This is a genomic window from Bacillus sp. 5mfcol3.1 (assembly GCF_900114335.1).
Taxonomy (GTDB): domain Bacteria; phylum Bacillota; class Bacilli; order Bacillales; family Bacillaceae_G; genus Bacillus_A; species Bacillus_A thuringiensis_S.
In genome coordinates, this window is record NZ_FOST01000014.1 from 18,439 (window position 1) to 45,435 (window position 26,997).

Here is a 26,997-nt window from a genome sequence, read left to right on the forward strand (position 1 = left end):
ATGGCATATGAACATGAATAATCAACGAATCGTCGTGACTGGAATGGGAATTATTTGTTCAAACGGAAATAGTGTAAAGGAATTTTGGGATAATATTAGATTAGGGGAATCTGGTATTAAAGTAATCCAAAATATCGATATGTCTGAAATGGTAACCGATTATGGCGGAGAGATTGAAAACCTTCAGGTAGATGATTACTTTTTTAAGGATGAAATAAAGGATATGGATCGATGTGGAAAATTAGGTGTCATGGCGGCAAGGGAAGCGGTAGAAAACGCTGAATTAAAAATAGAAAACTTTAATCCATACCGAATTGGAATATCATTAGGCACATCTTTAGGCGGCATGTTAAGCGGAGAAGCATTTCATGAACAGTGGATCAAAGATGGAATCGAAAAAGCAGATGAAACGTTACTCTTTAAGTATCCAATCCATACTCCCTGTGACAATATTACTCGAGACTTAAAAATAAAAGGGCCAAAAATGATTATTTCCAATGCATGTGCCGCGGGTACAAATTCAATTGGTTTTGCGCTGGATACAATTCGAAATAACAAAGCAGATATCATGATAACCGGTGGTGTAGATCCCTTATCTAAATTGTCAATGAGTGGTTTTAATAGTTTACAAGCACTAGCACCAACGCCACCATCGCCCTATAGCAAGAGTAATGGCGTGGTAATCGGAGAAGGTGCAGCCATTCTTGTTTTGGAATCATTAGATCATGCGGTTAAAAGGGGTGCAAATATTCTAGCTGAAGTAGTGGATTACGATTTATCTTCAGATGCATATCATCAGACAGCACCAGATCCAGGTGGAGAAGGGGCTTTGAGATCAATGCGAGGTGCTTTAAAAAAAGCCAGCATAGATGCGAAGGAAGTAAGCTATATTAATGGACATGGTACAGGTACACCAGCAAATGATGTATCAGAACCAAAAGCAATTCGTACATTAATTACTGAAAATAAGACGCCAGTTTCTTCAACTAAATCAATGATAGGACATATGTTAGGAGCTGCAGGTGCGGCGGAAGCAGTAACTAGTATTCTTGCTATTCAACATGGATATTTACCACCAACTATAAACTTTGAAGTTGAAAGTCAAAAGTTTAATCTAGATTTTGTACCTAACATAGGTAGGGTAAGTGATTTGAATTATGTACTATCAAATTCATTTGCTTTCGGTGGGAACAATGCAAGTATTTTATTCTGTAAGTACAATGAGAACCACGAGTTATCAGCGGAAAAGGAAACGCTAATTAAAGAAAAAAAAGTCGTAATTACTGGTGTGGGGGGACTTGCTGGAAATTCTTCAAACCTTAAGGAAATTAAAGATTGTATGTTTAAGGGAAAGAGTGGTACCTCAAAGATTAAACAGTGGAATGACAATCCTAAGTGCATACAAGCTGGGAAAATACCAGAGCAAAACTATCGAAGGCTAATACATCCTAATTTATTAAGAAAGATGGATTCGATTAGCAAACATGCAGTATTGTCAGTGAAAATGGCGATTGAAAATGGGAACTTAAAGATAGATAAAAATAATAGGGACAAGATAGGAATTATTTTTGCTACTGGTACAGGACCAGTAGGGACGGTAGAATCATTTAACCGGATTATTATCCAGGAGGGTGTTAAGGCCGCTAATGCTAAATTATTTCCAAACACAGTTATGAACGCGGCAGCTGGACATATTTCATTAAACTTTAAAATAAAAGGGCCTACTTCAACTATTTCATGTGGTGGGGTTTCTGGTATTAGTGCACTATACTATGCCAATGCCATGATTCAATCTAGTGATTATGATACATTCATTGTGGTAACGGCAGATGAAGTAAATAATCCAATAATAGAGGGACACTCAAAAATAAAAAGATACTTAACAACTGAGAATATAAGACCTTTTGATTGTAATAGTAGCGGTACTATACTTGGTGAAGGAAGCATTGCCTTTATTGTAGAAAGTGAGGAGGCAGCGTTAAAAAGAAATAGTAATATTTTAGCTGAGATTAAAGGTTTTGGATTAACATCTGATGATAGTAAAATAGGGGACTTAAATCATCTAGGAAAGGCATGGGGGGAATCTATGCGTTTAGCAATGAAAGAGGCGATGATTTCTCCAGAAGAGATAGAATACATTTGTTCAGCAGCTAATGGTCATACATATTTTGACCGAATTGAAGAAAGGGTTATAGAACGTATATTTGGAAATGGAGTTCCTGTTAGTGCTACAAAATCTATCTTTGGGGAAACCCATGCAACTGCGGGTCTTCTTTCTCTCATCAGTGTACTATGTGCATTTGATGGTGAAATTCCAGCTACACAAAATGTAAAGAGTCATAGAGGAAGAATCGATCTTGTCACAGAAAACGCTCGTAAGACTCCGGTTAGCAATGCCTTAATTAGTACATATTCTTACGGTGGTAATTATAATTCTGTTGTAATAGGAAAATATTTAAATTAATTATTTATGTAGGAGGCCACTTTTATTAAGTAAGTAGTGGTCTTCTGCATAATTAGCTATATGGTTTTTAAAGATTAAGCTCTTAACTGAGCATATCAGAAATACTATGAAGGAGCGCAATGCCATGAAAGGTATCATTCTTGCAGGTGGGAGCGGTACTAGATTGTACCCCCTTACCCAAATTGTATCAAAGCAATTATTACCTATCTACGATAAACCCATGATTTATTATCCTTTATCAGTACTAATGTTGGCAGGTATAAGAGAGATACTAATTATTTCAACGCCACAAGATATTAATAAATTTGAGCAAATGTTAGGTGATGGTTCAAAATATGGAATTACTCTTTCATATACTGTTCAGCCTTATCCAGAAGGTATAGCACAAGCATTTATTATCGCAGAAGAATTTATTGGAAATGATAATGTAGCTTTAATTCTTGGCGATAATTTCTTTTATGGTCATGGACTAACAGAATTACTAGAAAAGGCTGTTAAGAAGACAAGGGGGGCTACAGTTTTTGGTTATTATGTCAATGATCCAGAGCGCTTTGGAGTAGTAGAGTTTGATTCTAAAAAGCATGTGATTAATATCATGGAAAAGCCAAAGGAACCAAAATCAAACTATGCAGTAACTGGCCTGTATTTTTATGATAAACGTGTGATAGAAATAGCCAAAAACATTAAACCATCTAATCGTGGGGAATTAGAGATAACAGATATAAACAAAGAATATCTTGAAATGGGAGAATTAGAAGTTGAATTATTAGGAAGAGGCTATGCATGGCTGGATACAGGGACACACGAATCATTATTAGAAGCAGCACAATTTATAGAAACAATTGAGAAAAGACAGAGTTTAAAAGTAGCTTGTTTAGAAGAAATTGCATTTAAAAAGAAATATATAACAAAGCAACAACTATTAAAAATGGCTAATTCGGTAAAGGAAAATCAATACAGCCGATATTTATTAAAGGTTGCCCATCAATAGCATTTAAATGAATGGAGAGAGAAGAATGCGTAAAATTCATACAGCATTAGATGGTGTTTTTATTATAGAGCTTGATAAATGCAGTGACAAACGTGGTTACTTCATTGAAACATGTAATAAGAAAAAATTTGAACTCTTAGATTTACAGGGAGACTTTGTACAAGATAATCAATCATTATCTGTTCACACAGGCACGATACGAGGGCTGCATTATCAGTTGAATCCTAAAGCCCAAATGAAGATAGTAAGCTGCATTTCTGGTTCTATTTACGATGTAGTTGTAGATATCCGAAAGGGCTCCCCAACGTATGGGCAATGGTTCGGAACAATTTTAAGTGAGTATAATAACCGTCTACTTACCGTTCCTAAAGGGTTTGCACATGGTTTTTGTACTACAGAACCTAATACTATTGTCCAGTATAAAGTAGATGAGTATTATTCGCCTAAACATGAAGGGGGAATTCTATGGAATGATGAAACGATCGGGATTTTTTGGCCAACTAATCAACCAATTTTATCAGAGAAAGATAGAAAACTACCTAGATTAAAAGATACTAATGTCAACTTTGTTTATGGAGATGATTTTAATTGAAATTATTAATAACGGGTGGGGCAGGCTTTATTGGTAGTAATTTTATTCGGTACATGTTGAAGAAATATCCTCAATATCAAATTGTAAATGTAGATTTATTAACATATGCAGGAAATTTATCTAATCTAAAGGAAATATCATCAAATCAGAATTATAAATTTATTAAAGGGGATATTTCAAATGAAATATTCATAGATAAATTATTTAGAAAAGAGAAATTTGATTATGTATTAAATTTTGCAGCTGAATCTCACGTTGATAGAAGTATTAAAAATCCTCATATCTTTGTCCAAACTAACATATTAGGTACACAATCCTTATTACACGCAGCATATAAAATAAAAGTGAAAAAATTTGTACAAATTTCTACAGATGAAGTATATGGAACATTATCTCAAACAGGTGCATTTACGGAGCATTCAATAATAGCTCCTAATAGTCCCTATAGTGCAAGTAAGGCTAGTGCAGACTTAGTGGTACGAGCGTATCATGAGACATTCGGTTTACCTATGAATATAACTCGTTGTTCCAATAATTATGGTCCCTATCAGTTCACGGAAAAATTAATACCATTAACAATAACTCATGCGTTAAATAATAAAGATATTCCTCTATACGGTGATGGATTACATATAAGAGATTGGCTTCATGTAGAGGATCACTGTGTAGCTATTGATTTAGTTCTTCATGGTGGAAGAGACGGGCACATATATAATATCGGAGGAGATAATGAATATACAAATCTAGATATTGTACAAAAAATACTTAAATTCTTCAATAAAGATCAATCGCAAATTACATTTATCTCAGATCGCTTAGGACATGATCGACGTTACGCCATGGATTCTACTAAACTAAAAAAAGAATTAAGTTGGAAACCACAATACTTATTTAACGATGGGCTCACCCAAACAATTAAATGGTATATAGATAACCGTACGTGGTGGGAGTGAACTTTATTAGTTAAAAATTACATAAATAAAATGAGGTATTTTAAAATGAAGATACTGATAACGGGAGTAGATGGACAACTAGGACAAACTTTAATGCAAGTACTCAGCAGAACACATCACGAACTATATGGTGTGAATCGAATCAAGTTAGATATTACAAATAAAATAAGAGTTTGCTCTTACATTGATAGAGTAAAGCCAGATGTAATTGTACACTGTGCAGCATTTACAAATGTAGATGGGGCAGAGAAAGACAAAGGGTTGGCATATGAAGTAAATGTATTAGGTACCAAGTATCTCGCTCAAGCTGCAGGCAGAATAAAATGTAAATTTGTATACATTAGTACGGATTATGTATTTGATGGCGAAAAGCAAACACCGTACAATCTTGAGGATCATCCTAATCCATTAAATATATATGGAGAAACGAAATTGGCTGGAGAACATTTAGTAACAAAATATACGAAGAATCATTTTATTATTAGAACGTCTTGGATATTTGGGAAGGGTGATGGTCACTTTATCGCTAAGATAGGAAAAATAGTAAGTCTTTACGGTGAAGTCCGCGTGGTATCTGATCAGTTTGGTTCACCTACCTATGCATTAGATTTAGCAAATTTCATTGAAGAAATAATAGATACAGATCAATATGGATTATATCATGTGACAAATGAAGGAACATGTTCATGGTATGAGTTTGCAGTTGAATTTTTTAAAGACTTCAATAGAAGCATCAATATCATTCCTTTAACGACAGAAGAATTCCCACAAATAGCCAATAGACCTAAATATTCAGTGTTAAGCAAAGATTGCATTATGCTGAATGGATTAAAACCGTTAAGACATTGGAAAGAAGCATTAAAAGAGTATAATGAACAATTAAATAGGAGATAATCGTTTTAATTTATATAAAATTAGCCAATACATATGGCTTTGTTTATTTTAGTAAGTTGCATTTTAATTATGTAGAACTTTGCCGTTTAAAGTATTAACTGTAAAATAAAAAACCACTACTTTAAGTAGTGGTTTTTTATTTTACAACTATACATTAAATCGTAACAAAGGCCATTATACATTCGCTGAAAGATTAACAGTACATTTACTATTTTAGCATGGTTGAATTCAAATAATTGTTCCAATCTAGTGAACTTTCAAATTTGAATAGATTTAGATAAGACCTATTATGTAATTAGTTCATTATTTGAAAATTATAGGCGAACAAACTGCTGGCTTATCAGGACAAGATCAAATATTTACTATGGATGAAAAAATACCCTCCAGGTAACAATGAAGAAATTTGTGAATATACAGGGGAATGAAATTAAAGAGGGCATACAACCTGATTATAAAGTTAGTCTTTTAATAAGTGATATTACAAATAACGAATATACGCATTTAAATTTTTGTCTAGATCGATTTAAATTAATTTAATGCCTTTATTCTTTTTATATTTGTAGTTGGGGTACAGCCAACGTACTAACATAAAACCCACGCTAAGAAAAAGAAAACTTGATATAAAAAGATTTCTAGCGTAACAAAAAGGATTTTTAATAGTTTAAGTTACGAATTATTTCGACACAGTATTTTAATTAATTATTAGAATGATATAATATAGTTATGTAAATTAAAAGAATTTTTAGAGGAGTTTATATGAGGTATAGGAGATATAAAGAAAGTCGTTTTGCAAAGTTCAAACGTAAATTTTCAATTGAGCTAGATTATTCCACATTAAGTTTAATTCGTATGATTAAAGAGCTTTTGTGTCCATACTACAAAATAATATTCACAAGAAAAAGTTTGATATTATTCACTATATTTATTTGTATGAGCCCTTTTTTAATTAAAGGGTATAAAAGCTATAAAGAGTATTCAATTGAATATGATAAGGATAAGGCTCGAGAAATGATTAGTAATTGTAACAATCCATATGCTTTTTGGCAAGGCGTTAATGGGAAATCATGTGATGATGCTCGAAAAGTACTTTATGGTGAAGAAGCTTTTCTAAAGATGAAACGTCTTTTGGTTGAGACTGGTGAAATAACAGAAGAAGATTATTTATACCATCAATATAAAAGAGAAATGGAAAAAGAATACGAGAAATTAAAATAAAAAGAACTTAATCAATTTTGGTTAGGTTCTTTTATTTGTTTTTTAAGTAGAATAATCTGTTTTTTCATTACCCAAAAAAAGCCACTTACTTTAGTAAGGGCTTTTTTTGGGTAATGAAGCTCAAACACTAAATTGAAACACAATCCGTTACGCATTCACTGAAAGGTTGACCGCTTACATTAATTATTTTAGCATAGTTGAATACAATTAAATGTTCCAAACTAGTGAACTTTCAAATTTTAATCAATTTTATAGTATGAGTTTTTATTGTAAAGGAGCAAAAGTAGGGAAAGGTATGTCTCTGAAAAATCCCGAATACACAGTTCATTTTATATACTTACTTTTTACTAGTTAACATAATCTTTATTATGGGTAGTTATTGGAAATAAAATTTTTCTGTCTCAAATTCAAAAGTACTGTTATGTTATTGAGACGAAAATAAAACAGTAATGATACCAAATAGATATTACATATTATATGAGTTAATACAGTATGTTTAGCCGAATAATGTTTCGTTTAACACAGGAGTTATCTATGTATCAGACTAAGCTCTACACTTCTAGTAACCTATAAAAAAAGTCTCATATCTCAAAACAAAAAGTATTCTTGAGTTTTGAGATATGAGATGAAATTATGATATTTGTGCAAGTATTTCACATTGTATTTCGTATGTATGCCGAATTAAATTGAAATATCGTGCAGTTTAAGTACCTTCACCTGAGCTTGCACCTTCGTATCTAATACTTTTCGATATTCTTCTGAAGTCATTACCTCAAGATACGTGCACTACCCTTCTGAACACTGATTAGGTAGTATTTTGCCAAGACCTGCTTTATGTTTTCGACTGAGGCTTTAATTTTTGCAGCTCGTTTATACTTCGTTTTTTGTTATAGTTGTCGGAAACGTTCGTGTTTAAAGAGTCTAAGGATGTTTATAAACGTACATGTTCTTGTAAAATATAATACCGCTCATCTTGATAATCTCTTCTCCCTCTTCCTAGCTGATAGCTATATATCTCTCATTTACACAGTAATACAAGATTTTTCTTCGAGTGGAATGTAATCCGCCTCTTTTAATTCATTAAAAGGGCGTAACTGTACACTGTATATTGTATTCCTCACTGCTTTCATTCCCGAGAAAAAATAAATTTCTCCTTCTATTTCGTAGGCAGGACGTATGATTAGTCCTTTTTGTCTTTCATATTGCACATGGCCAATTTCAACGATCCCTTCATTTAACAAGGCATCTCGAGCATTTGTATAGTCATTTCGAAAATCGGTATGAATGGTTTTATAAGACATTGTATCCCTCCAGCGTTTGATGAGTTGCTTTTAGCTATGTACATCCAGGTGTCTGGCATCTATTTTGAATGACATGTACGTTTAAATTTGATGTAGGAAAACATAATTCCTAGTTTGTTCTTGTTCTTTTATGGAAAAGTAACATTTGTCATGTTGTGTTTATAGAGTCCAAAAAGAGTAGCACCCTTTTTCAGGTACTACTCTATCTTTACGCAATTGTATATATGGCTTAATATCCAAGTATGCCGACAATTTGAGTTGCTTTGTTGTTACGAATGGAATAATAAATTTCTAAGCCTTTACGTTCAGCTTTTAGTACTTTACCCTTCATTTTCGATAAATGTTGTGAAACGGATGATTGGGGTATCTCTAAAATTTTTGTTAGCTGCGAAACATTAAAAGTATTATGTTTGCTTAGCTCGTTTACAATACGTAAACGAATTGGATGCGCCATTATTTTTAAAATTTCAACATCTTCTTCCGTAATATTAGCTTTTTTTGATTCCAGTACAGTGCTTGTCATAGTTATTCTCCTTTATTATTTTCTTATGAGAAGTTATTCTCCTAGTATCCCGTATCAAAATTTTATATTTTATATTTTAATAAATAAAAATTAATGTAGCATTAATAAATTCTATAGTTATTATATAACGAATTTTCTATTCGAGTGTGAAGTTCATTTGGAGTTTACGTGATTTTTGTATATTCTAATGTATAACTAAATAAATGTAAATCTGACATCTAATGTTTCATAATTATGAATAATAATATAAGGTTCTCATATTTACTAATGGGTGGGGGCTCGAGCACAATAGAAGGAATATTCTACAATTCTATTACATATAATTGCGTTCTTACACCATAAAATTAATTATTAATTTCACGTCTTGCTATAAATGTGAGTTACAGCATACATCTGCCACAATTTAAACCATAACTTTACCCGGAACGTTAAATATATATACCTATAAATAGACATCGAAAAATGGTTGTAGTATACAGAGAGAATAAAGGTGTTTCACTTCAGATGTATAAAGATAATAACGTTGTTTAATTTTGAGGTAAAAAACTAAGAACAATACTAAAATTCGTATGTAGTATTGTTCTTTGTAGTTTTTATAATCTAAATATTATTTCAAATCAATATTTAGATTCAAGGAGGGAGTATGTGATCCAGTAAATAATTATTTGACCACATAAAACCATTCCTATTATTCGTGTAATCTCAGACATATCCATAACATTGAATAAAATAATTGTGACTCCCTCCACAAGAATAGAATAATAAAAGGTATGAGAGCGAGCTCTATTCGCAACATAGTGATTACGCTCATCATTATGTTTTACCGTCAATTTTTTTGCATACTCGGCATCGTTCTTAAAACGCCCAATCTGAACTAAACGTATAATCGAAATAATGACAAAAACAATCCCCATCCCACTCCAAAAGCTATCTATCACTTCAAAAGACTCAGTTGATATATACAAACTAATTCCTATAAATAAGAGTGTCACATACCATATCATTCTACTTTTTACATTTTGCATTTTTATCTCTCCCTTATTCTTCAAAAATAAATACTTCTTCGATTGTTTTTCCAAATAATTTTGCTATTTGATACGCCAGCATGATGGATGGATTATATCTTCCGTTTTCAAGTGAAATAATTGTCTGACGTGAAACATTTAACTGCTCAGCCATTGCTTGCTGAGTATAACCAAACTTTTTTCGTAACTCTGGAATTTGATTTTTCATATTAACCTCCTCTCGATATGTAAAGTTAACTTTACATATATAATACAACTATCCCATAAACATGTAAAGGTTACTTTACATGTTTATGGGATAAAAAAGGTTCATACAAATTAGCTACTCTGAATTAACTTTTTTATGAATACCGCCCTTTACTTGAAGAACTTACTCTGTCTAGGATTGTATTTACAGTAGTAACTTTAATGCCCTCCTCAACATATTCATAATCAAACATCTCCACAATTTCATAAAATCTATATGGGTTCTTGAGCTATAATTTGCAGTTAGTTAGAATATAAGGCCTTCCATCTAAGTCTAAGATGATCAATTTCTTAATTTTTAATACACTATGAAGTATTATAAATAATTACAGTATGTTCGGATGGTATTAGGGGAAGCCTGATGTTTAGCTCTGGCTTGTATCATATCGAGATATTCTTTGGTCAATGGTACATTTCATTCACAAGATAAAACATTGTCCCATTCTCGGTTTGAGCCTCCCTAATTAGGGGTCACCATACATGCCCATCAACTTAAAAATATTAACTACCCCCAAGAGTAAAAAAAGCTATTCTTACTAAAAGAATAGCTTTTTTCATTATTTAAATATGATTTCATCTGAATTTAATGGAGATTTCTCCTACAAAAGTAGTAGAATTTTTATTTGAATTTGTTACCTCAGTTGGATTTATCATATTTCAATTTCGATAGAATAGTAAATAGGTATATCGGATATGGAGATACATTACAATGATTATACATACTTCAGATTTAGAATTACAGTAACTACTCAACCCGTAGTTACTAATAAAGAAAGGAATAAGCAGAATGATACAGAACATATACGAAACCCATTTACATGTAAGAGATTTAGAAAAGGCGATAGATTTCTATCAAAATAAGTTAGGGTTAGCATTAGCAAGAAAGCTATCCAAAAGAAAAGTGGCTTTCTTTTGGGTAGGAGAAAGTAAAAAGCAAATGCTTGGACTATGGGAAGTGCATAATATTGAAGATTTTGAGATGAAACACTTTGCTTTTGGTGTAGATTTAGAATTTCTAAAGACTTCTAAATTGTGGTTAGAGAATCGTGGAATAGAAGTGGTAGGAAGCCAAGGAAAAGGAAATCAAGAGCCAATTGTCCAAAGATGGATGCCAGCTGCAAGTGTATACTTTCTGGATTGTGATGGAAATAAATTAGAGTTTATTTCTATGTTACATGATAATCCAGATGAATTAGAATATGCATCCTATTTAAGTGAATGGGATGCGGAACACCAAGAAAAATAAATGAGATTGTATCTATAAAACGGAAAAAACGTTATTCTTTTTGTAAAAATATACAGAAAGGATGACGTTTTTTATGAATCTTTCGATTCAAAACGAACTACAATTATTTGCTGAAGAATTCTATGGACATCTTACTCCTTCATTTTTAGAAAATTTTGCTAGAGAACTAGGTTTTGTACAACGAAAACGTAAGTTTTCAGGTCATGATTTAGCTACTATCTGTGTCTGGATTAGTCAACGGGTAGCGAGTGATTCTTTAGTGCGACTATGTACTCAACTTCATGCTGTTACAGGAACGCTTATGAGTCCAGAAGGGCTTAATAAGCGTTTCAATAAAAAAGCTGTTTTCTTTTTAAAACATATTTTCTCTTTGTTATTAAAAAGTAAAATTTTTGAAACATCAGTGATTCCTAGTTCTTCAATCACTTATTTTCAACGAATTCGTATTTTAGATGCAACGATTTTCCAGGTGCCAAAGCATTTAGCTAGTGTGTATCCTGGATCAGGTGGTTGTGCTCAAACAGCGGGTATAAAAATCCAGTTAGAATATGATTTACATAGTGGCCAGTTTTTAAATTTCCAAGTGGAACCAGGGAAAAATAATGATAAAACCTTTGGCACAGAGTGTTTAGCGACATTACGTCCTGGTGATCTATGTATTCGGGATTTAGGCTATTATTCACTGGATGATTTAGATCAAATGGACCAACGTGGTGTGTATTATATATCAAGGCTCAAATTAAACAATATGGTATATATCAAAAATGAATTTCCTGAATACTTTCGAAATGGGACAGCAAAAAAACAGTCTCAGTACATCAAAGTTGATTTAGAACACATTATGAATACCTTAAAACCAGGGCAGGTCTATGAAATAAAAGATGCTTATATTGGAAAGGATAAAAAACTATTCACTCGGGTGATTATGTATTGATTAACAGAAAAACAACTTCGTGAACGTATGAAAAAACAAGTGTATACGGAAAGTAAAAAGGGAATTACGTATTCAGAAAAAAGCAAGCGATTAGCTGGCATGAACCTGTATGTTACCAATACACCTCGGGAGATTGTTCCGATGGAACAAATACATGATTTTTACTCTCTCCGCTGGCAAATAGAAATCATCTTTAAAACTTGGAAATCTCTATTTCAAATTCATCATTGGAAAAATATCAAACAAGAGCGATTAGAATGTCATGTTTATGGAAAGCTTATTGCCATTTTTCTATGTTCTTCTACTATGTTTAAGATGTGACAATTAATTTTACAAAAGAAAAAACAAGAATTAAGTGAATATAAAGCAATTGGAATGATTCAAGATCATTTACACATTTTATATCAATCCATACAGCAAAACACCCAAGAAATAACAAAGGTCCTAATCCGCCTGTTCCAACTCCTACAGAAGAATGGGCGCAAATCTCACAGATATGAGAAGAAGACTGCCTTTGATATCATGGGTGTTTTCTATGAGTATAATGGATTGAAAAAACAAAAGAAAGTTGCATAATTTAAAAAATGAAACCCGCTAGGGTTTATTTGGGATGCGTATTTTTAAGAGTATGCTTTTATTTTAAGAATGTTTTGATCCGATGAGCTGAAAGCTCAGGTTGTTCTCACTCTTAAGTTGATGGGCATGGGGTCACCATATTAAAAAAGAAAATCATACGTTTAGACACAAAATTGACACATTACGGTTAGTTCCCTGTACGTTAAGAGATTAGGTTGTATATTTGAGGGGATGTACGAGACAGGTGTAAATTTAGGGGAATCTAATATTTTCCATTCAAATATGATAGAATAGAAGTATATCCAACAACGGAGGAATAACAATTGAGCCCAAACACAAAACAGTTTATTTATGATATCCAGCAAAGAAAGAACAATTATATAGAAAATGCTTTGATAGCAATACAACATCCTAAAAAAGAGCAATCTGAACAGGTCATTCAAAATATAGTAGAGAAGATGGATATGATGATAAGTCTAGTTACTACGTACATGAGGATTGAATCAGGATCTACAGGAGAATTAAAAGAACTTCAGAAAGAAATTATCCATGCTCAAGCATATATCCAAAAAAGAAAATTTGAAGAAACACAGAGATAAAACCCTGTGTTTTTATTTGAACGTCTATGAAACCAATTTGTTATAAATCAAATTAGATGTAATTTAATCATTGTTTTGGCATAATCCATACAATTTGTTGAATTCGTACAATATACGGTACCGTATCTTCAATTAGCAAATGATCTGGTTTCACATCCTTTAACTTTCCTCTTATATTACCTCTTACAGTTTCAATAACCACATGTTTACCAATTACCGATTGTAATGTCCGATATACGTAGGGATTAGGTACACTTACCATATTTTGTTCACTCAAGTCATTTCCCTCCAAATAACTCATTCTATAAGACTCCCTTCTAACTTGCATTCTTTCTCCTAATATATGATATAAATCTTATAAATATGCTAGATGGATAATTCATTATAGGAACAAAAATAATATTTTAATAAGGTACGCTTTCTATTCCTAGTTTACTAATTTTTTATATACGGTTACTTTTGTTAGTTAATAGGTAATGATATAGAGATATTTTGAATGTATATTTAGGTTGTTCTTTTCAAGATATGTGTCATTTCAAATACGCCCTTTATTAGCATACTGCTCATACTTTTTTTGAGATTCTTTCGTAATACGTGCGTTAAGTAAAATTGCTAACAATAAAAACACTCCATATTTTCCTCCTGTAGCCCCTATGATAATCACACTACTACAAACTAGTACAATTAATAGCATAAACGAAACTAAATAAATACAATTATAATTCTTTGACATCTTCTCGTATTTTATGCGTACTTTCCTTGCATCCATCTAAATTCCTCCTTTAAATTATCTGTTTCACCATAAGATAAATCCCGCTCTTAAAAAGAAAACAATCTATCGTTTCAAATACTTAGTTTGTTTTTGATCAACTAATGTATATAAAATAAAAAGAAATCCTACCAATATTAAGCTTTCCACTATGATAATCTCGACCCTCTCCTTCCTTTGAACCCCATCACATCAGATGGAATATGTGTATATCCTGTTATTAGCCATAGCAAACAAAAAGGATCTTCCTTTCTGGTAAAGGCTAATCCTTTTCTTCGTCCATTTAACTATTATTAGCTATTCTTGATTAATTAGAATCACAGCTGGTCCATCTACACGAATTCCACCAACTTCGATTTTTTCATAAGGCTCAATTGTAATAGAAATAATCCTTTCTCGCTTCTTTAATTCATTACTTAATTCTTTTGTTAACATTTTTTTCATGTGTGCACTCCTTCTTACTGCTTTATTTACTATTGTTATGTAAATAAGATTAAAAATGGTTTCCTGGTTTGGAAACCATTTTTTGTAGTTGACCATATGATGTTACCAGTTCGTTTATCAATTTTACGTAAAGAAGATAAACAATTAATATTCACTGTCTCAGTAGATGTAAGAAACTCTTAAAGAGATAGCGGTGAGATTGAGAAATAATGACTTAGATAATATATTACCTAAAACAATGAAAGTCCTACCTCTCTTTCATCCTTACGGATCCTTGTCCGTGCCAGTGCAAATCAGGATTGCAAAAATCAAGTGACTATTTAATCGATTTATTTGATGAAACTTTGAACGTTCGTAAAAGAAATTTAAAAATAAAAATGGATAAGATTGAAGTAATAACAAAAGAGGTTCCTACTCTAAAAGTGAGTTGAAGAAGTTGAATGTCTTTGAAATGATTTACTTATAATAATCATCATATTCTCGAAAAATTCAGGATATTTTCGAGGGATTAAATACATTATCTATAATGAATCTTAACAGAAACTTTTTATTTGATTTTCAGTGATCCCTTTAATTAATCCTAGTTCACTAATTAAAAATTCATGTGCGTCATCCAACATTTTTTTTTCGCTTGTATTCAGTGCCTTTTCTTTCTTCATACGCATTAAATCACGTACAACTTCAGCACCTTCTTGTATTTCACCCGTTTTTATTTTGTCCGTGTTCACTTTATACCTTTGTTTCCAAGGCAATGATTTATCTGATTCTCCATGCTGAAAAATGTGTATAATGTGTTTTAATGCAAGTATATCAGTAACTGGGCGTATACTCGAACTTAGTATTTTACCCATAGGAATCATGACTTGCATATTACTGATTGACATTTTTATAACATAATACTGTTGTTTTTTTCCTGAGAATTCTTTTTCTTCTATGGCTTCAATTATACCTGCTCCGTGCATTGGATAAACAATGTTATCGCCAATTTGAAACATATAATCCACCTCCATATATGGTAACCTTCTTAACCATAACATACATGTAATTTTTTATCAAATATTTAATAATATCATAAAATCTTTTTTATCGTCAACAATTTTTTAACAAAAATTAAATTAAGTAAAAAACACCCCCAAAACAATAGCGATTGTGTCAAAATTCCCATATAGGGCAGGGGAATTTCTCCGCTTATATTCTGAAATTTATACTCATTAACGTAGATCAGTTTTCCCTTGAAAACGACCAACTCGATCCCGTACTATTTTCAATCTTGTGTGGTATTCCAAAATCTCAATTCTTGCTTTTTCAGCTAAAGGCGCAATTAGTCGTAAAACTTTTATCCACCAATCATCAACCACTACATCAAGTACTTGATCAAAATATTTTAGTGGTCCATAATTCGCTTCTTTTGCAATTACAGCCATTCTATTTTCAAAATCATGCATGACGGCACCTATTATTTTAAAATTCTTAATCACATTGGCAATATGATAGCAATAATTAGGATCCAATTCCAAATGTGTTGGAATGATATCTCGATAAAACGCATAATGAAGAGTCTCATCTTTTACAAGGCGGCGTAATAATATAGCAAGATCTGGATCATGCTTACTTGAAACCTAGCTACATTATTGTAAAACACCATCGTTGCAAGTTCTTGTAGCGTCGTATACTCCATGGCTTCGATTGGTGTATGAAAATCAGGCTCTAATCCACCCTCAACGGCTGACTTTCTTAATTCATGTATTCTTTTATATAACCCCAGTCTATCTTCTGCGCTCTTATTTTATGTTGTTCATACAGTTCTTTTAAACGTGACTCTAATCGGAAATCTAAATCATTGGTTAGCAAATAAGTGCCCCCCCCCTTTTTCTTGCCATGGATATTCATCCAATTTTTATGCTTAAAAATTTTCTACAAATAAATATTACTTTACTTTTTTCAAGTCAAACAAAACAAATTTGTAACAAAATTGTTTAAGAGCGCTATATTTTTATAGGATATTTTTATTAAAATGGGTACCGCCCCATTCCCATCAAGATCCAGTTTTTGGGGGTGACCTGTTTTCTTAGGTTGATGGCGATGTGGAGGTACCATAATAGTGATGTGATGGACTCTTCTAAATTATTTATTTCACTCTATGTATTCTCCTCATTTAAACTCATTAATCCTTCAAAAAGAATTTTATATCACGTTTTAATCCATAATATATATATTAAATAGTGTTCTATTTTAGCTTTTGAAAAATTTGTTATACTTTTTTAATTAAGAGGTAATTCAAAATATTAACCAAATAAGTAACGGAGATAAATTTATAATGAAAATAACAAAACCTAAAGGAATATGGAAAAAAAGAATGCTTATAACTCTCATGATAGTTTTTGTATTGGCTCTTGCAGGAATTAGTTATTGGAACCTTTCACCATATCCAAAAGCATTTTTGATTAAGAAAGCATTTGAAGGTGGGACGTTTGTTCCGCCAGCTGATTATGACCATGCTCTAAACGAAACAATAATTGATAAGGATATCAATTATAATTCTAAATTCTCGGATGGTAAATTAGATCTCATCTATCCGAAAAATCATACAGAAAAAACTCCTATTATTTTTTGGGTGCATGGCGGTGGATTTGTGGGGGGAGATAAATCAGATATTACTGGGTATGCGGTAAGCTTAGCTGCTCGTGGTTATATAGTGGTGAATATAAACTATGCTCTTGCTCCTAAAAGAAAATATCCTACACCAGTACTCCAACTAGGTGAGGCCTATAAATACATAAATGAAAATGCAAAGAAATATGACTTAAATCTGAATCGTGTTTATTTTGCAGGAGATTCTGCTGGAGCACAAATATCTGGTCAATTCGTTAATATTCAGACATCTAAAGAGTATGCAAAATTAGTAAAGATTGACGCTATTGTTGACCCTTCTACAATAAAAGGTGTACTGCTATTTTGCGGTCCATATAATATGCCTAAATTAGCTAAGATAGAATCAACTAAAGAAATACAAGATTTCATGCGTACCGTTGGTTGGGCTTATTTGGGTAGAAAAAATTGGGAAGGGGCATTAGAAGTAAAAATAGCTTCAATTTTAAATCATGTTACAAAAAAATATCCACCAGCATTTATCACAGATGGGAACACTGGATCATTTGAAGATCAAGGTAAAGCATTGGCTTCTGCTTTACAAAGTAAAGGAGTGTCTGTAGATAGTCTTTTCTTTGATAAAGATGTTTCGGGTGAGTTAGCACATGAATTTCAATTCAAAATGAATACCCAAGCAGGTTTAAAAACCTTCAACAAAGTTCTGGAATTTTTAAGAAAAACTAAATAATACGTTTAAAATTTCTATTAAAACAAAATGTGCTTTTTGGGGGATCCTAAGAAAAAGCTTACCTTGAAATTAGAATTATGTAAGCTTAAGTTGCTGAGCATGTGGCGCTACCTCACATCCATCAACATAAGTGATCTTAATACGCCTAAGTACCAAAAAAACGTTATTCTTCCTAAACAAGCTAGACTAAAAAGGATGACATCTATTTGACTTTATGGTTAGTGAAAAACCTTAGTTTTATAACGATGTATCGGTGCCTTATATATTTGTTTAATCATTATTTCTGTTACCTTTATATATTTACATAAACTTCATTATCAGTAGTCAATACTGAATAGAATTTTTGTTATGGAGAGGTTTTATTACTTTGAGATAGGCTAATATATGTTCACCTGTGTTTTTAAGAAATAGCCTATTCCTGGTCCATTGGAGAAGTAATATTATCTTTATATGTGTCAATATAAATGTTTCCATTTGCTGCAAGTACAGCATACGTAACATCTTTGTAGCTAAGGTTACGTTTTTTTAGCTCACATTTTAATTCTAACTCCGTCTGATTGTTTTGCCTTAGGTTTTCTGTCATAATTTCTCCATCCATAATTAGCTCGATGGGGAGTTTACACTCTTTTTTTGTTGGTATATTTAAATCTTGTTTTGTAACAGTACGATATTCAGGTTTTTTCAAAACAGATATTTTACCATTTGTTTCAACTACGACATAAAGAACTTCTTCAATGTTAAAAATACCATTCTCTCTTAATTGTTGGTTTAAATAATCTAGAGAATAGCGCATTTTCCGCATATTATTTTCTAAAATTTTTCCGTTTTCCATAATGACTGTTGGATTTCCAGCAAATACTTTTCTACCTATCCGACTTTTCATGGATATATAGCTAACCATTAAAATGACAAATACTAAAATAAGAAAAGCTATAACTGCATGATGAGTTTTTACATTTAAATTAAATGCTAAATTTGCAATAATACTTCCGATAGAGATAGCACCAATAAAATCAAAGGTATTCATTTCCGCGATAATTTGCTTTCCTAATATTTTAGCTCCGATAAATAAAATCGAGAAAGATAACAGTGTTCTCAAAATAATCTCTATATGTTCAGACACAAGTAGCGCCTCCTTTTGGGATTGCATGTTCGTATTATAATAATTTATATAAGGATATTATGTATCATTGTAAAAGAATTTATTATGTTCAATAGCATTAAATAGTTCATGTAGATGAATTAATCTAGGTTCTATTACCAAGTTTCTCAAGAGATAAAAAGAGACATGAATGTAAGAAGAAATATAATGATTTTGAATGTTTTGATACAGAGTACATTTTTGAAATCGAATAAAATATGAATTATCAAAAAGAGATTGGATTCCCTTAAAGAGTATTACCTAGATAAATATGAACTAATTTGAATTACTGGAATATGTTTTCTACCTACAAAATCCTGTATCACCCTCACCTATCCAGAAAATCATAACTTTTTAAACTGGTGATTACTTTGAGGAAAAACAATCATGTACCGACAGGTATTAATATATTAAGAGCGTCCCTAAAATATATTTTGGTGTTTTTAAATTAAATGAGAAGAGAATATGATGTGCTTTGTTTTCTTATTATCTAAATAAGAGTTTCTTAAATTACTTATATAAAAGCTAATGGATGAGTATTAATATTTATGAAGTAACTTTTATCTTATAAGAAAGGGGCATCAGATTTATGAACAACCTTAATTTACTTTGTGAACAATTTGCTAAAATTCTTAATGGAAAAAGCAACATAAATCAGGGGGGTTGTTCTGTCTCCTTGCGTCGTAATATTAAAGTGTTTGTTCAAGGACGACCAAGCACCTCAGTGATACCGGTTGGAATATCTTTTGAATCGTTAGATCAAAATGGCCATGCGTTGAACTTTGGAGAAATCGCTATTTTACAAGAAGAAATCCCTTTATTTATGCAATCAATTGTTCAACAAGGGATTATTGTTAGCGCCTTACATAATCATTGGTTATATATGAAACCATTGATTATGTATATTCATATCCAATCTGTTGAACCACCATTGAGTTTTGCAAAAAAATTGGCTAATTCCTTTTCGGTTTTAAGTAGTTCTCCAATTACTGATAACGGGAGCTAATGTTAAGTAGATCCTCTATATTGATTTTCTATATCGAGAATCACGAGAATAAAAAAAGCCCTCCAGTTAAGCAATCTTGAAAGCGTTCATTTAAATTTATAGATACATTGAATTGCGGCTTATTGTATTTTTTACTTAGCGTGAGAGGTTCCGAAATGCTGGAGGTAGCCACTCGCCACATAGTTAATAAGCTAAAATTTTTTAGTAACCCAAAAACGTATTTTTGTGCTAGCTTGTAACAAAATCGCTTATTTTTTCGTTTTGGGGGTATTTCAAAATATTAAGATGATGGACATGTATGGTCACCTCTTACAGGTAATAAAAAAGATTATAAAACCAATACTCTTCACAGAAATTAACCAGCTCCTTAAAATCCGGAACTGGTTAATTTCTGTTCACACGATACTTTTTTATAATAAATATATACAAATTATAAAAAGTATTATGTACTTGAAACTATACATATAGAATTACCTACCAAATCGTATCTTCCGAAGTAATTAGGTAATATAAAGTGATCACCTTTTTTAAAGAAATAGTGATCACCTTCTTTAATTAACTCACCTTCACCCTGTATTACACTAACAAGTAGGAATGCTTTTTGTTGTTCTAAACTAGTTAATCCATCTAACTCCCATTTTGCCACTGAAAAATATGGACATTTGATAAAATTAGTTATATTCAAATCATCTACTTTTTCATGTTTAACCATTAACTGATTTGATATAAATGGAGTTTCTATTACATCAATGCTCTTTTCAAGATGAAGATCACGTAAATTTCCTTCTGAATCTCTTCTATCATAATCATACAATCTATAGGTTGTATCAGAGTTTTGTTGTGTTTCTAATACTAAAATCCCTTTACCAATTGCATGAACAGTTCCACTCGGCACATAGAAGAAATCTCCAGGTTTCACCTTCACACGATGTAACAGTTGGTTCCACTCTTTCTGTTCAATCATAGACATAAATTCTTCTTTTGTTTTCGCATGATGCCCATAAATAATCTCTGCGTCTTTTGTGGAATCGATTACATACCAACACTCGGTTTTTCCTAGTTCTCCATTCTCATGCACGCTAGCATACTCATCGTTGGGATGAACTTGAACAGATAGGTCTTGATTGGCATCCAAAATTTTTGTAAGAAGAGGGAAACGATCTCCCTCAACATTACCAAACAACCCTCGATGTTCTTCCCACAACTCCCCTAAAGATAACCCTTTATATTTTCCATTCTTAACAATACTTTGTCCATGTTGATGTGCAGCAAAAGCCCAACACTCTCCAGTTTGATTTGATGGAATCTCATATCCAAAAGAAGTTAAATGTGTTCCACCCCAAATTCTTTCTTTAAAAACAGGTGCAAAAAATAATGGTTCCGTCATAATTATAATCCTCCGTTCTATATAATTTCACCTAGTAGCTTGTATGCTTCTTCTTTTGTTTGGATGGATAATAACCGCTCTCTATAACTGTCATCCATTAGTTTTCGAGAAAGCATTTGAAGGATTTTTAAATGTTGATTTCCCTCATTTTCTTTTGGTACGGCAATCATGAATATTAATTTCGCTTCAGTTCCATCAAGGCTCTTCCAATCTACCCCTGATTGTTTAATTCCAAATACCACGCTCGGTTCCCTAACCGCATCTGATTTTCCATGCGGAATAGCAATGTTTACACCAATCCCTGTAGTACTTTCTTGTTCACGATTCATAATAGCTTGTTTAAATTCTGTCACTGAATGCAATGCACCTACATGCTTTAATTTTTGAATCATCTCATCAATGATGTCATCTCGTGTTTCTCCTTTTAAATCCGTTTCAATTAATTCTAAATTTATAATATCTGTTAGCTTATTAATTTTCATCTTCTCTACTTGTGAACTTTTGCTTTGTGCTTCTTGCTTCATTTGTTGCACTTCTTTTGTTGCTGATACTTCTTTTATTTGTTCAATTTCTTGTTTTTCTGTCTTTGAAACGTCTTTTTTCAATACATTCACTAAAACAGCTGTCACAGTAGAACCTACTATTACAGCCACAAAAAACATAAATACATTATCTACTGCCCCTAATACAGCAACAATCGGACCACCATGTGCCACTCTGTCTCCTACATGACCAATCATAGCAATTGCCGCACCTGTCATTGAACCCGCCATTATACTTGGAATAACACGAAGTGGATCTTGTGCTGCAAAGGGAATTGCACCTTCCGTAATACCAAATAGCCCCATTGTAAATGATGCTTTACCCATTTCTCTCTCTGAATCTTGAAATTTCCCCTTACCTATGAAAGTAGCTAGTCCCATTCCAATTGGTGGGATACATATTGCCGCAGCAATTGAACCCATAATTTCATAGTTTCCTTCTCCAATCATTGCTGAACCAAATAAGAATGCGACTTTATTGACTGGACCACCCATATCAAATGAAATCATTGCCCCTAAGATTAAGGCTAAAAGAATTGAACTTGAACCTTGCATACCTGCTAACCAAGCTGTTAATGATACGAAAACTTGTGCGACAGGGGCACCGATAATAAATACAAATGCTAAACCTACAATAAGGGAAGTAAATACCGGAATAATAATAATCGGCATTATTGGTTGAATCGCTTTCGGGATTTTTAATTTTTTGATTCCTAACGCTATGTAACCAGCTAAGAAACCAGCTATAATTCCACCAAGAAAACCAGCACCACTTTCACTTCCATAAAAGCTTCCTGTTGCTGCAATATATCCACCAATCATTCCAGGAACAAGTCCAGGTTTATCCGCTATACTATATGCAATATATCCAGCTAGTATTGGAACCATGAACGTAAATGATGCACCACCAATTTGCTCAATGGTTTTCCAAAAAGAACCCTCCGGAATCACTAGACCCCCGGGTGTTTTTTCTCCCCCAAGTGTTAAAGCAATTGCAATTAATAATCCTCCGACTACGATGAATGGGACCATAAAAGAAACACCATTCATTAAATGACGATATATCGGATTTTGCTTTCTTTCCTGATGGTTATTTTCTACTATTTTTGACTGTGAATGATAAATAGGTACATTTCCGCTGATTACTTTCTGAATTAATTCTCCTGGTTTACGAATACCATCTTGCACTCCGACAACCAACAATTTTTTCCCTACAAATCTATCTTTATTTACGACTCTATCTGCAGCTATAATAATACCGTCTGCTTCGCAAATATCTTGTTCAGTCAACTCATTTTCTACCCCTATACCACCCTGAGTTTCAATTTTCATTTTGATTCCTAATTTATCCGCTGTTTTTTGCAAGTTTTCAGCTGCCATATAAGTATGGGCAATCCCATTCGGACAGGATGTAACCGCTAACAATTTCATTCTTAATCCTCCTCACACTTTTTACTAAGCGCCTACATTTACTATAAATTAATATTAAGACCTCAAAAGTTTCATTTTTTACCGTAACTTCCGGAAAAATAAACCTTTTACTCAAACAACAACGGTTATTTGATCCTCTACTTTTTGATTAATTATGTAAAAAGGACAAAAATTTCATTACGTTTGTTTCTTTCGTAAGCTTTTGAATAAAGGATGGTTGCTCACTTATAAAGGATAGTTCTTGAAACAACTGTTTCGTTACCTCTTGTCCATCACTTTTAACTGCTAGCATAAATACAAGTGATACCTTCTCTGCTCCCCAATTAATTGGTTCCTTTAATGTAGCAATTGCTATTACTGACTCTTGAATAAATTTCGGATTTCCATGAGGAATTGCGATTCCTGCCCCAATCGTTGTCGCTGACATTTTTTCTCTTATGATTGCATTTTCTGCATACTGTTTATCTACATAACCCTTACTATGCAAAGCATACGCTAACTTTTCAATTAGCTCATATGGATGCTGTATATCCTGTTGTAAAAACACTAAAAATGGAGATGTATAATTGAGCATAACAAAGTCTTTTGGTTCTTTATAACTTGGCTCATCACAATTTTGTATAAATTCCCCTAGCTTCTTTTCTTCCAGCCCCTCTAATAATGGGGATACTACTATATGAGGAATGTTTAAACTTGAAAGAGTAGTAGTTGAAATAACGAGATCCACATCACGATGTTTCATCATATAACTTTGTAAATCAGCTTTTGATATACAGTCCATCACATGAATATGACGAAATTTACGCTCAATTTTTGTACGTAACAACTGCGACATGCCAATTCCCATATGACAAACAATAATTACATTTTTAGATTTTCCCTGGTAATCTAACCGTTCAACAGATGCTTCAAAGTGTAGAGTAAGATAAGCCGCTTCTTCTTCTGGAATATATATAGTTAGAGATTCGTTAATTTCTTCTAATACTTGTATCAATACATTAAACACATAGGGATACATTCTTTTTATATCGTGTAACATTGGATTTGAGACAGAAAGATCATAGTTTAAACGATTCAATGTGGTATATAAATGAATAGTTAACCCTTCTATTAAAATATCGTCTTTACTGAAATCAATTTCATACAACTGCGACATACGTTTAACTAATTGCTGTATAACCATAGAAAGAATTGGATTACTTTCAGTAAGTGTGCTGCCCTGCATTGGTTTATCTTGATAACGAATTTTCCCACCTAATATATGAGCTGTTAAATACGTAACTTCTTCCTCAGTAAAATGCACAGAAAAAACACATTCCAACTGTTTTAAAAATTCCAATGTCCATATATATTCTTTTGTTTCTTTCAGTATTTTAATTTCCTTTTCAGCATTTATAATAGGTTGCTTAAGTTTCATTCTTCGTACCATAAGCAACGTATGCACTAATAAACTTTCAAATGTATCATCTGTAAAAAATAATGCATTTCGTTTTTGCAACGCTTTCAATTCGTTCGTAACAATTTCAACCTCATGATATTGAAATTGTTCTTTAATAAATTGATTCGTAAGATCTGAATTACGAATCAAATCTGATAATCTAGCCAATGCTCTTCTTTTTTTCTTTTCATCTCCATCTATAATAAGTCCAACTCGCTGTTTTGAAATAATAGTTAAATCAAAATGATGCAACCATTTTTCAATTCTATCTAGATCTTTTTTAATAGTAGTCCGACTTACAAAATGTTGAGATGCCATATCCTGTGCAGTAACTGCCTTTACATTCATTAATAAGTTGTAAGCAATTTGTAGAATTCTTTCTTCATCTGATTCATATTTTGTACGATTATTAATACAATAAAGTTTATTAAACAAGTCCACCTTTTCATATTCCTCAATCTCTAAGTACACACCTAATCCCGGTTTCCTAACAAGAATCGTACTTGTATAATTCGCAAGGTGCTCCTCGATTATTTTAAAGTCATTACGAATTGTTTTTTCAGAGCAATTCACCTGATCCGCAAGGTCTTGTACTAATAAATAGTCGTTAGATTCAGATAATAGCAGAAATAAAATTTCTTTTTGTCTTGTATTCATAAATTTCACCTATCTCTTATATACTTCTATGTTATATGCATTACTTTACAAGATACTTTTACCCTCTCTTATAACTAGCACTTTCGATTATTTGTACTCACTTTCAAATTTTTGCTACCTTACGTTAAAAATTCTTATTTAGATTAAATTATTTTTCTCTATACTCCAGCATTGCTTCTGATTTAAACGAGCAAGCTTTATGTATTCATAAAGCTTCTATTTTAAGTATCTAAGAAGACAATTACTTTCAATATACAGTAAAGTAGCATAATTAAAAGTTTAATATATTACCAAGGCTCCGGAAAAGCGGCTTTATTACTTAAAACTAGCAGTGGGAGCGATAATCAAAAATAGAACCCTGTATTTACAGTTGTTTATCTACATAATTAATTTTAATCTCTCTTCTAGAATCTCTCTATCCGATTGTGATTTTGAAATTACAAGACATGTATCATTTCCACAAATACATCCTACTTTTTCTTTCCAGTCTAAAGAGTCTAATAACACACCTATAACATGTGCATTCCCTGGTAAAGTTTTAATAATGGTTAATTGATTTATATAATCAATCTTTACAACAACTTCTCCCAGCTTTTTCTTTAACATCGTATCAGCTTGTATGTTATCTCCTGTAAGATTTTTGTATATAGTTAAACCGTTTGAAGAAACTGTCTTTATTAAATTTAATTCGCGAATATCTCGGGAAATAGTAGCTTGTGTTACTATTTCTCCTTTTTCTGCTAACAACTCTACTAACTTTTCTTGTGTATCTATTTCATGCTCTCTAACCACTTGTTTAATTAGCCTTTGTCTTTTCTCTTTTCTCATAAAAGACGCCCCTTATATCGTTATACTTTTATTATATCTTGCTATAAATTTTATTCGAAAGAGACAAAGGAGAATGTTGCGGAAACGTTCATAGTTTTGAGTACTTTACGCCTCTTTAGGGGTCTAACCTCACATCCATCAACTTAAGGTATATTTTTATACAAAATGCGGTCTTTCTATATAGTTTTTTATTATCTTTTATAGATTTTATAAAAGTAGGCATATCAAATAAACCCTGACGGGCTTCAATTTTTTTACTATGCTACCTGATGAGTAGAAGTGGTATACTCATAAACAACACCCAAAATATCAAAGACTGTCTTTTTCTCATATCGATGAGATTTTCGTCCGTTGTGCTGTAGGAGGTTAAACAGACGAAGGAGAACCTTTGATAATTCTTGGGTGTTTTGGTGTAATGCTTGGTAAAAAAGTAAAAAATAATCCTTAATTATGTACAT

At 32.2% G+C, this 26,997-nt stretch carries 23 protein-coding genes and 3 pseudogenes; 11 read left to right on the forward strand and 15 right to left on the reverse strand.

The features are described from left to right. The first annotated feature begins 7 nt into the window (after window positions 1-7). From BM089_RS28220 to BM089_RS28245, 6 genes are all read left to right on the forward strand, one after another. Window positions 8-2,464: a beta-ketoacyl-[acyl-carrier-protein] synthase family protein gene (locus tag BM089_RS28220; protein ID WP_090978711.1), complete on the forward strand. Its 2,457-nt coding sequence runs from the start codon at window positions 8-10 to the stop codon at window positions 2,462-2,464. 124 nt (window positions 2,465-2,588) lie between these two features. Next, entirely contained in the window at window positions 2,589-3,455 is an 867-nt protein-coding gene (rfbA, locus tag BM089_RS28225; protein ID WP_090978713.1) for a glucose-1-phosphate thymidylyltransferase RfbA, read from the forward strand. A gap of 25 nt (window positions 3,456-3,480) precedes the next feature. Beyond that, a complete protein-coding gene (gene rfbC, locus BM089_RS28230) occupies window positions 3,481-4,047 on the forward strand; it encodes a dTDP-4-dehydrorhamnose 3,5-epimerase (RefSeq protein ID WP_061530036.1) in 567 nt (188 codons plus the stop codon). Continuing rightward, a complete protein-coding gene (gene rfbB, locus BM089_RS28235) occupies window positions 4,044-5,000 on the forward strand; it encodes a dTDP-glucose 4,6-dehydratase (RefSeq protein ID WP_090978715.1) in 957 nt (318 codons plus the stop codon). Before rfbC ends, rfbB begins: the two co-directional genes overlap by 4 nt. A gap of 45 nt (window positions 5,001-5,045) precedes the next feature. Continuing rightward, window positions 5,046-5,894, forward strand: coding sequence for a dTDP-4-dehydrorhamnose reductase (gene rfbD, locus BM089_RS28240; RefSeq protein ID WP_090978717.1), 849 nt, complete (start codon window positions 5,046-5,048; stop codon window positions 5,892-5,894). Between the two features lie 849 nt (window positions 5,895-6,743). Beyond that, window positions 6,744-7,109: a hypothetical protein gene (locus tag BM089_RS28245; protein ID WP_254791372.1), complete on the forward strand. Its 366-nt coding sequence runs from the start codon at window positions 6,744-6,746 to the stop codon at window positions 7,107-7,109. A 1,022-nt stretch (window positions 7,110-8,131) separates the two neighbouring features. On the opposite strand, the gene BM089_RS28255 is transcribed toward BM089_RS28245, so the two are convergent. From BM089_RS28255 to BM089_RS28270, 4 genes are all read right to left on the reverse strand, one after another. After that, window positions 8,132-8,410 carry a hypothetical protein gene (locus BM089_RS28255; protein WP_090978721.1) on the reverse strand — a complete coding sequence of 93 codons (279 nt, stop codon included), beginning with the start codon at window positions 8,408-8,410 and terminating at the stop codon, window positions 8,132-8,134. Window positions 8,411-8,639: 229 nt separating this feature from the next. Beyond that, entirely contained in the window at window positions 8,640-8,933 is a 294-nt protein-coding gene (locus BM089_RS28260; protein WP_061530174.1) for an ArsR/SmtB family transcription factor, read from the reverse strand. 617 nt (window positions 8,934-9,550) lie between these two features. Beyond that, the gene (locus tag BM089_RS28265; RefSeq protein ID WP_139213346.1) at window positions 9,551-9,958 is read right to left on the reverse strand and encodes a hypothetical protein; all 408 of its coding nucleotides are present in this window, start codon (window positions 9,956-9,958) and stop codon (window positions 9,551-9,553) included. Window positions 9,959-9,971: 13 nt separating this feature from the next. After that, entirely contained in the window at window positions 9,972-10,166 is a 195-nt protein-coding gene (locus BM089_RS28270) for a helix-turn-helix transcriptional regulator (protein ID WP_016119469.1), read from the reverse strand. 825 nt (window positions 10,167-10,991) lie between these two features. Between BM089_RS28270 and BM089_RS28280 the strand changes: the two genes are divergently transcribed. The 3 genes and pseudogenes from BM089_RS28280 (at window position 10,992) to BM089_RS28290 (ending at window position 13,559) form a co-directional block, all read left to right on the forward strand. Next, window positions 10,992-11,450 (forward strand): VOC family protein, encoded by a 459-nt coding sequence (locus BM089_RS28280; protein ID WP_000615633.1) that lies wholly within the window; start codon window positions 10,992-10,994, stop codon window positions 11,448-11,450. Between the two features lie 73 nt (window positions 11,451-11,523). After that, a pseudogene (locus tag BM089_RS28285) lies at window positions 11,524-12,960 on the forward strand (IS4 family transposase). Window positions 12,961-13,283: 323 nt separating this feature from the next. Beyond that, window positions 13,284-13,559: a hypothetical protein gene (locus BM089_RS28290; protein ID WP_090978725.1), complete on the forward strand. Its 276-nt coding sequence runs from the start codon at window positions 13,284-13,286 to the stop codon at window positions 13,557-13,559. Between the two features lie 67 nt (window positions 13,560-13,626). Here BM089_RS28290 and BM089_RS28295 read toward each other — a convergent pair whose 3' ends face one another. The 5 genes and pseudogenes from BM089_RS28295 to BM089_RS28315 all read right to left on the reverse strand — a co-directional run bounded on the left by BM089_RS28295 (window position 13,627) and on the right by BM089_RS28315 (window position 16,623). Continuing rightward, window positions 13,627-13,860 (reverse strand): YuzF family protein, encoded by a 234-nt coding sequence (locus BM089_RS28295; RefSeq protein ID WP_061530180.1) that lies wholly within the window; start codon window positions 13,858-13,860, stop codon window positions 13,627-13,629. Between the two features lie 234 nt (window positions 13,861-14,094). Then, window positions 14,095-14,328 carry a hypothetical protein gene (locus BM089_RS28300; RefSeq protein WP_061530181.1) on the reverse strand — a complete coding sequence of 78 codons (234 nt, stop codon included), beginning with the start codon at window positions 14,326-14,328 and terminating at the stop codon, window positions 14,095-14,097. Between the two features lie 297 nt (window positions 14,329-14,625). Next, window positions 14,626-14,772 carry a BC1881 family protein gene (locus BM089_RS28305; protein ID WP_090978727.1) on the reverse strand — a complete coding sequence of 49 codons (147 nt, stop codon included), beginning with the start codon at window positions 14,770-14,772 and terminating at the stop codon, window positions 14,626-14,628. 533 nt (window positions 14,773-15,305) lie between these two features. Next, complete coding sequence (locus BM089_RS28310) at window positions 15,306-15,767, reverse strand: CarD family transcriptional regulator (RefSeq protein WP_175495705.1); 462 nt, start codon at window positions 15,765-15,767, stop codon at window positions 15,306-15,308. Between the two features lie 216 nt (window positions 15,768-15,983). After that, a pseudogene (locus BM089_RS28315) lies at window positions 15,984-16,623 on the reverse strand (acyl-ACP desaturase). A 466-nt stretch (window positions 16,624-17,089) separates the two neighbouring features. Between BM089_RS28315 and BM089_RS28320 the strand changes: the two are divergent. After that, on the forward strand, window positions 17,090-18,109 hold the full coding sequence (locus BM089_RS28320) for an alpha/beta hydrolase (protein ID WP_090978731.1): 1,020 nt from the start codon (window positions 17,090-17,092) through the stop codon (window positions 18,107-18,109). Between the two features lie 412 nt (window positions 18,110-18,521). Here BM089_RS28320 and BM089_RS28325 read toward each other — a convergent pair whose 3' ends face one another. After that, window positions 18,522-19,232 (reverse strand): DUF421 domain-containing protein, encoded by a 711-nt coding sequence (locus BM089_RS28325; protein WP_061530185.1) that lies wholly within the window; start codon window positions 19,230-19,232, stop codon window positions 18,522-18,524. Between the two features lie 607 nt (window positions 19,233-19,839). On the opposite strand from BM089_RS28325, the gene BM089_RS28330 reads away from it, so the two are divergent. Beyond that, the gene (locus BM089_RS28330; protein WP_090978733.1) at window positions 19,840-20,256 is read left to right on the forward strand and encodes a DUF1259 domain-containing protein; all 417 of its coding nucleotides are present in this window, start codon (window positions 19,840-19,842) and stop codon (window positions 20,254-20,256) included. Window positions 20,257-20,698: 442 nt separating this feature from the next. Here the strand turns inward: BM089_RS28330 and manA are convergent, their stop codons facing one another. From manA to BM089_RS28360, 5 genes and pseudogenes are all read right to left on the reverse strand, one after another. Further along, window positions 20,699-21,643, reverse strand: coding sequence for a mannose-6-phosphate isomerase, class I (gene manA / locus BM089_RS28340; RefSeq protein ID WP_090978736.1), 945 nt, complete (start codon window positions 21,641-21,643; stop codon window positions 20,699-20,701). A gap of 17 nt (window positions 21,644-21,660) precedes the next feature. Then, the gene (locus BM089_RS28345) at window positions 21,661-23,616 is read right to left on the reverse strand and encodes a PTS fructose transporter subunit IIABC (RefSeq protein ID WP_090978738.1); all 1,956 of its coding nucleotides are present in this window, start codon (window positions 23,614-23,616) and stop codon (window positions 21,661-21,663) included. Window positions 23,617-23,764: 148 nt separating this feature from the next. After that, window positions 23,765-25,711, reverse strand: coding sequence for a BglG family transcription antiterminator (locus BM089_RS28350; protein WP_090978740.1), 1,947 nt, complete (start codon window positions 25,709-25,711; stop codon window positions 23,765-23,767). 378 nt (window positions 25,712-26,089) lie between these two features. Then, window positions 26,090-26,539, reverse strand: a complete 450-nt coding sequence (locus BM089_RS28355; RefSeq protein WP_061530190.1) for an arginine repressor — start codon at window positions 26,537-26,539, stop codon at window positions 26,090-26,092. A 257-nt stretch (window positions 26,540-26,796) separates the two neighbouring features. Continuing rightward, window positions 26,797-26,997, reverse strand: a pseudogene (locus BM089_RS28360) (IS4 family transposase); the annotation flags it as partial.

What these genes read in the sequence shown, in the direction of transcription:
- BM089_RS28220 (WP_090978711.1), top strand. Translation starts at nt 8, where the DNA reads ATGAACATGAATAATCAACGAATCGTCGTGACTGGAATGGGAATTATT.
- rfbA (WP_090978713.1), top strand. Translation starts at nt 2,589, where the DNA reads ATGAAAGGTATCATTCTTGCAGGTGGGAGCGGTACTAGATTGTACCCC.
- rfbC (WP_061530036.1), top strand. Translation starts at nt 3,481, where the DNA reads ATGCGTAAAATTCATACAGCATTAGATGGTGTTTTTATTATAGAGCTT.
- rfbD (WP_090978717.1), top strand. Translation starts at nt 5,046, where the DNA reads ATGAAGATACTGATAACGGGAGTAGATGGACAACTAGGACAAACTTTA.
- BM089_RS28245 (WP_254791372.1), top strand. Translation starts at nt 6,744, where the DNA reads ATGATTAAAGAGCTTTTGTGTCCATACTACAAAATAATATTCACAAGA.
- BM089_RS28255 (WP_090978721.1), bottom strand. Translation starts at nt 8,410, where the DNA reads ATGTCTTATAAAACCATTCATACCGATTTTCGAAATGACTATACAAAT.
- BM089_RS28260 (WP_061530174.1), bottom strand. Translation starts at nt 8,933, where the DNA reads ATGACAAGCACTGTACTGGAATCAAAAAAAGCTAATATTACGGAAGAA.
- BM089_RS28265 (WP_139213346.1), bottom strand. Translation starts at nt 9,958, where the DNA reads ATGCAAAATGTAAAAAGTAGAATGATATGGTATGTGACACTCTTATTT.
- BM089_RS28270 (WP_016119469.1), bottom strand. Translation starts at nt 10,166, where the DNA reads ATGAAAAATCAAATTCCAGAGTTACGAAAAAAGTTTGGTTATACTCAG.
- BM089_RS28280 (WP_000615633.1), top strand. Translation starts at nt 10,992, where the DNA reads ATGATACAGAACATATACGAAACCCATTTACATGTAAGAGATTTAGAA.
- BM089_RS28295 (WP_061530180.1), bottom strand. Translation starts at nt 13,860, where the DNA reads ATGAGTTATTTGGAGGGAAATGACTTGAGTGAACAAAATATGGTAAGT.
- BM089_RS28300 (WP_061530181.1), bottom strand. Translation starts at nt 14,328, where the DNA reads ATGGATGCAAGGAAAGTACGCATAAAATACGAGAAGATGTCAAAGAAT.
- BM089_RS28305 (WP_090978727.1), bottom strand. Translation starts at nt 14,772, where the DNA reads ATGAAAAAAATGTTAACAAAAGAATTAAGTAATGAATTAAAGAAGCGA.
- BM089_RS28310 (WP_175495705.1), bottom strand. Translation starts at nt 15,767, where the DNA reads ATGTTTCAAATTGGCGATAACATTGTTTATCCAATGCACGGAGCAGGT.
- BM089_RS28320 (WP_090978731.1), top strand. Translation starts at nt 17,090, where the DNA reads ATGAAAATAACAAAACCTAAAGGAATATGGAAAAAAAGAATGCTTATA.
- BM089_RS28330 (WP_090978733.1), top strand. Translation starts at nt 19,840, where the DNA reads ATGAACAACCTTAATTTACTTTGTGAACAATTTGCTAAAATTCTTAAT.
- manA (WP_090978736.1), bottom strand. Translation starts at nt 21,643, where the DNA reads ATGACGGAACCATTATTTTTTGCACCTGTTTTTAAAGAAAGAATTTGG.
- BM089_RS28345 (WP_090978738.1), bottom strand. Translation starts at nt 23,616, where the DNA reads ATGAAATTGTTAGCGGTTACATCCTGTCCGAATGGGATTGCCCATACT.
- BM089_RS28350 (WP_090978740.1), bottom strand. Translation starts at nt 25,711, where the DNA reads ATGAATACAAGACAAAAAGAAATTTTATTTCTGCTATTATCTGAATCT.
- BM089_RS28355 (WP_061530190.1), bottom strand. Translation starts at nt 26,539, where the DNA reads ATGAGAAAAGAGAAAAGACAAAGGCTAATTAAACAAGTGGTTAGAGAG.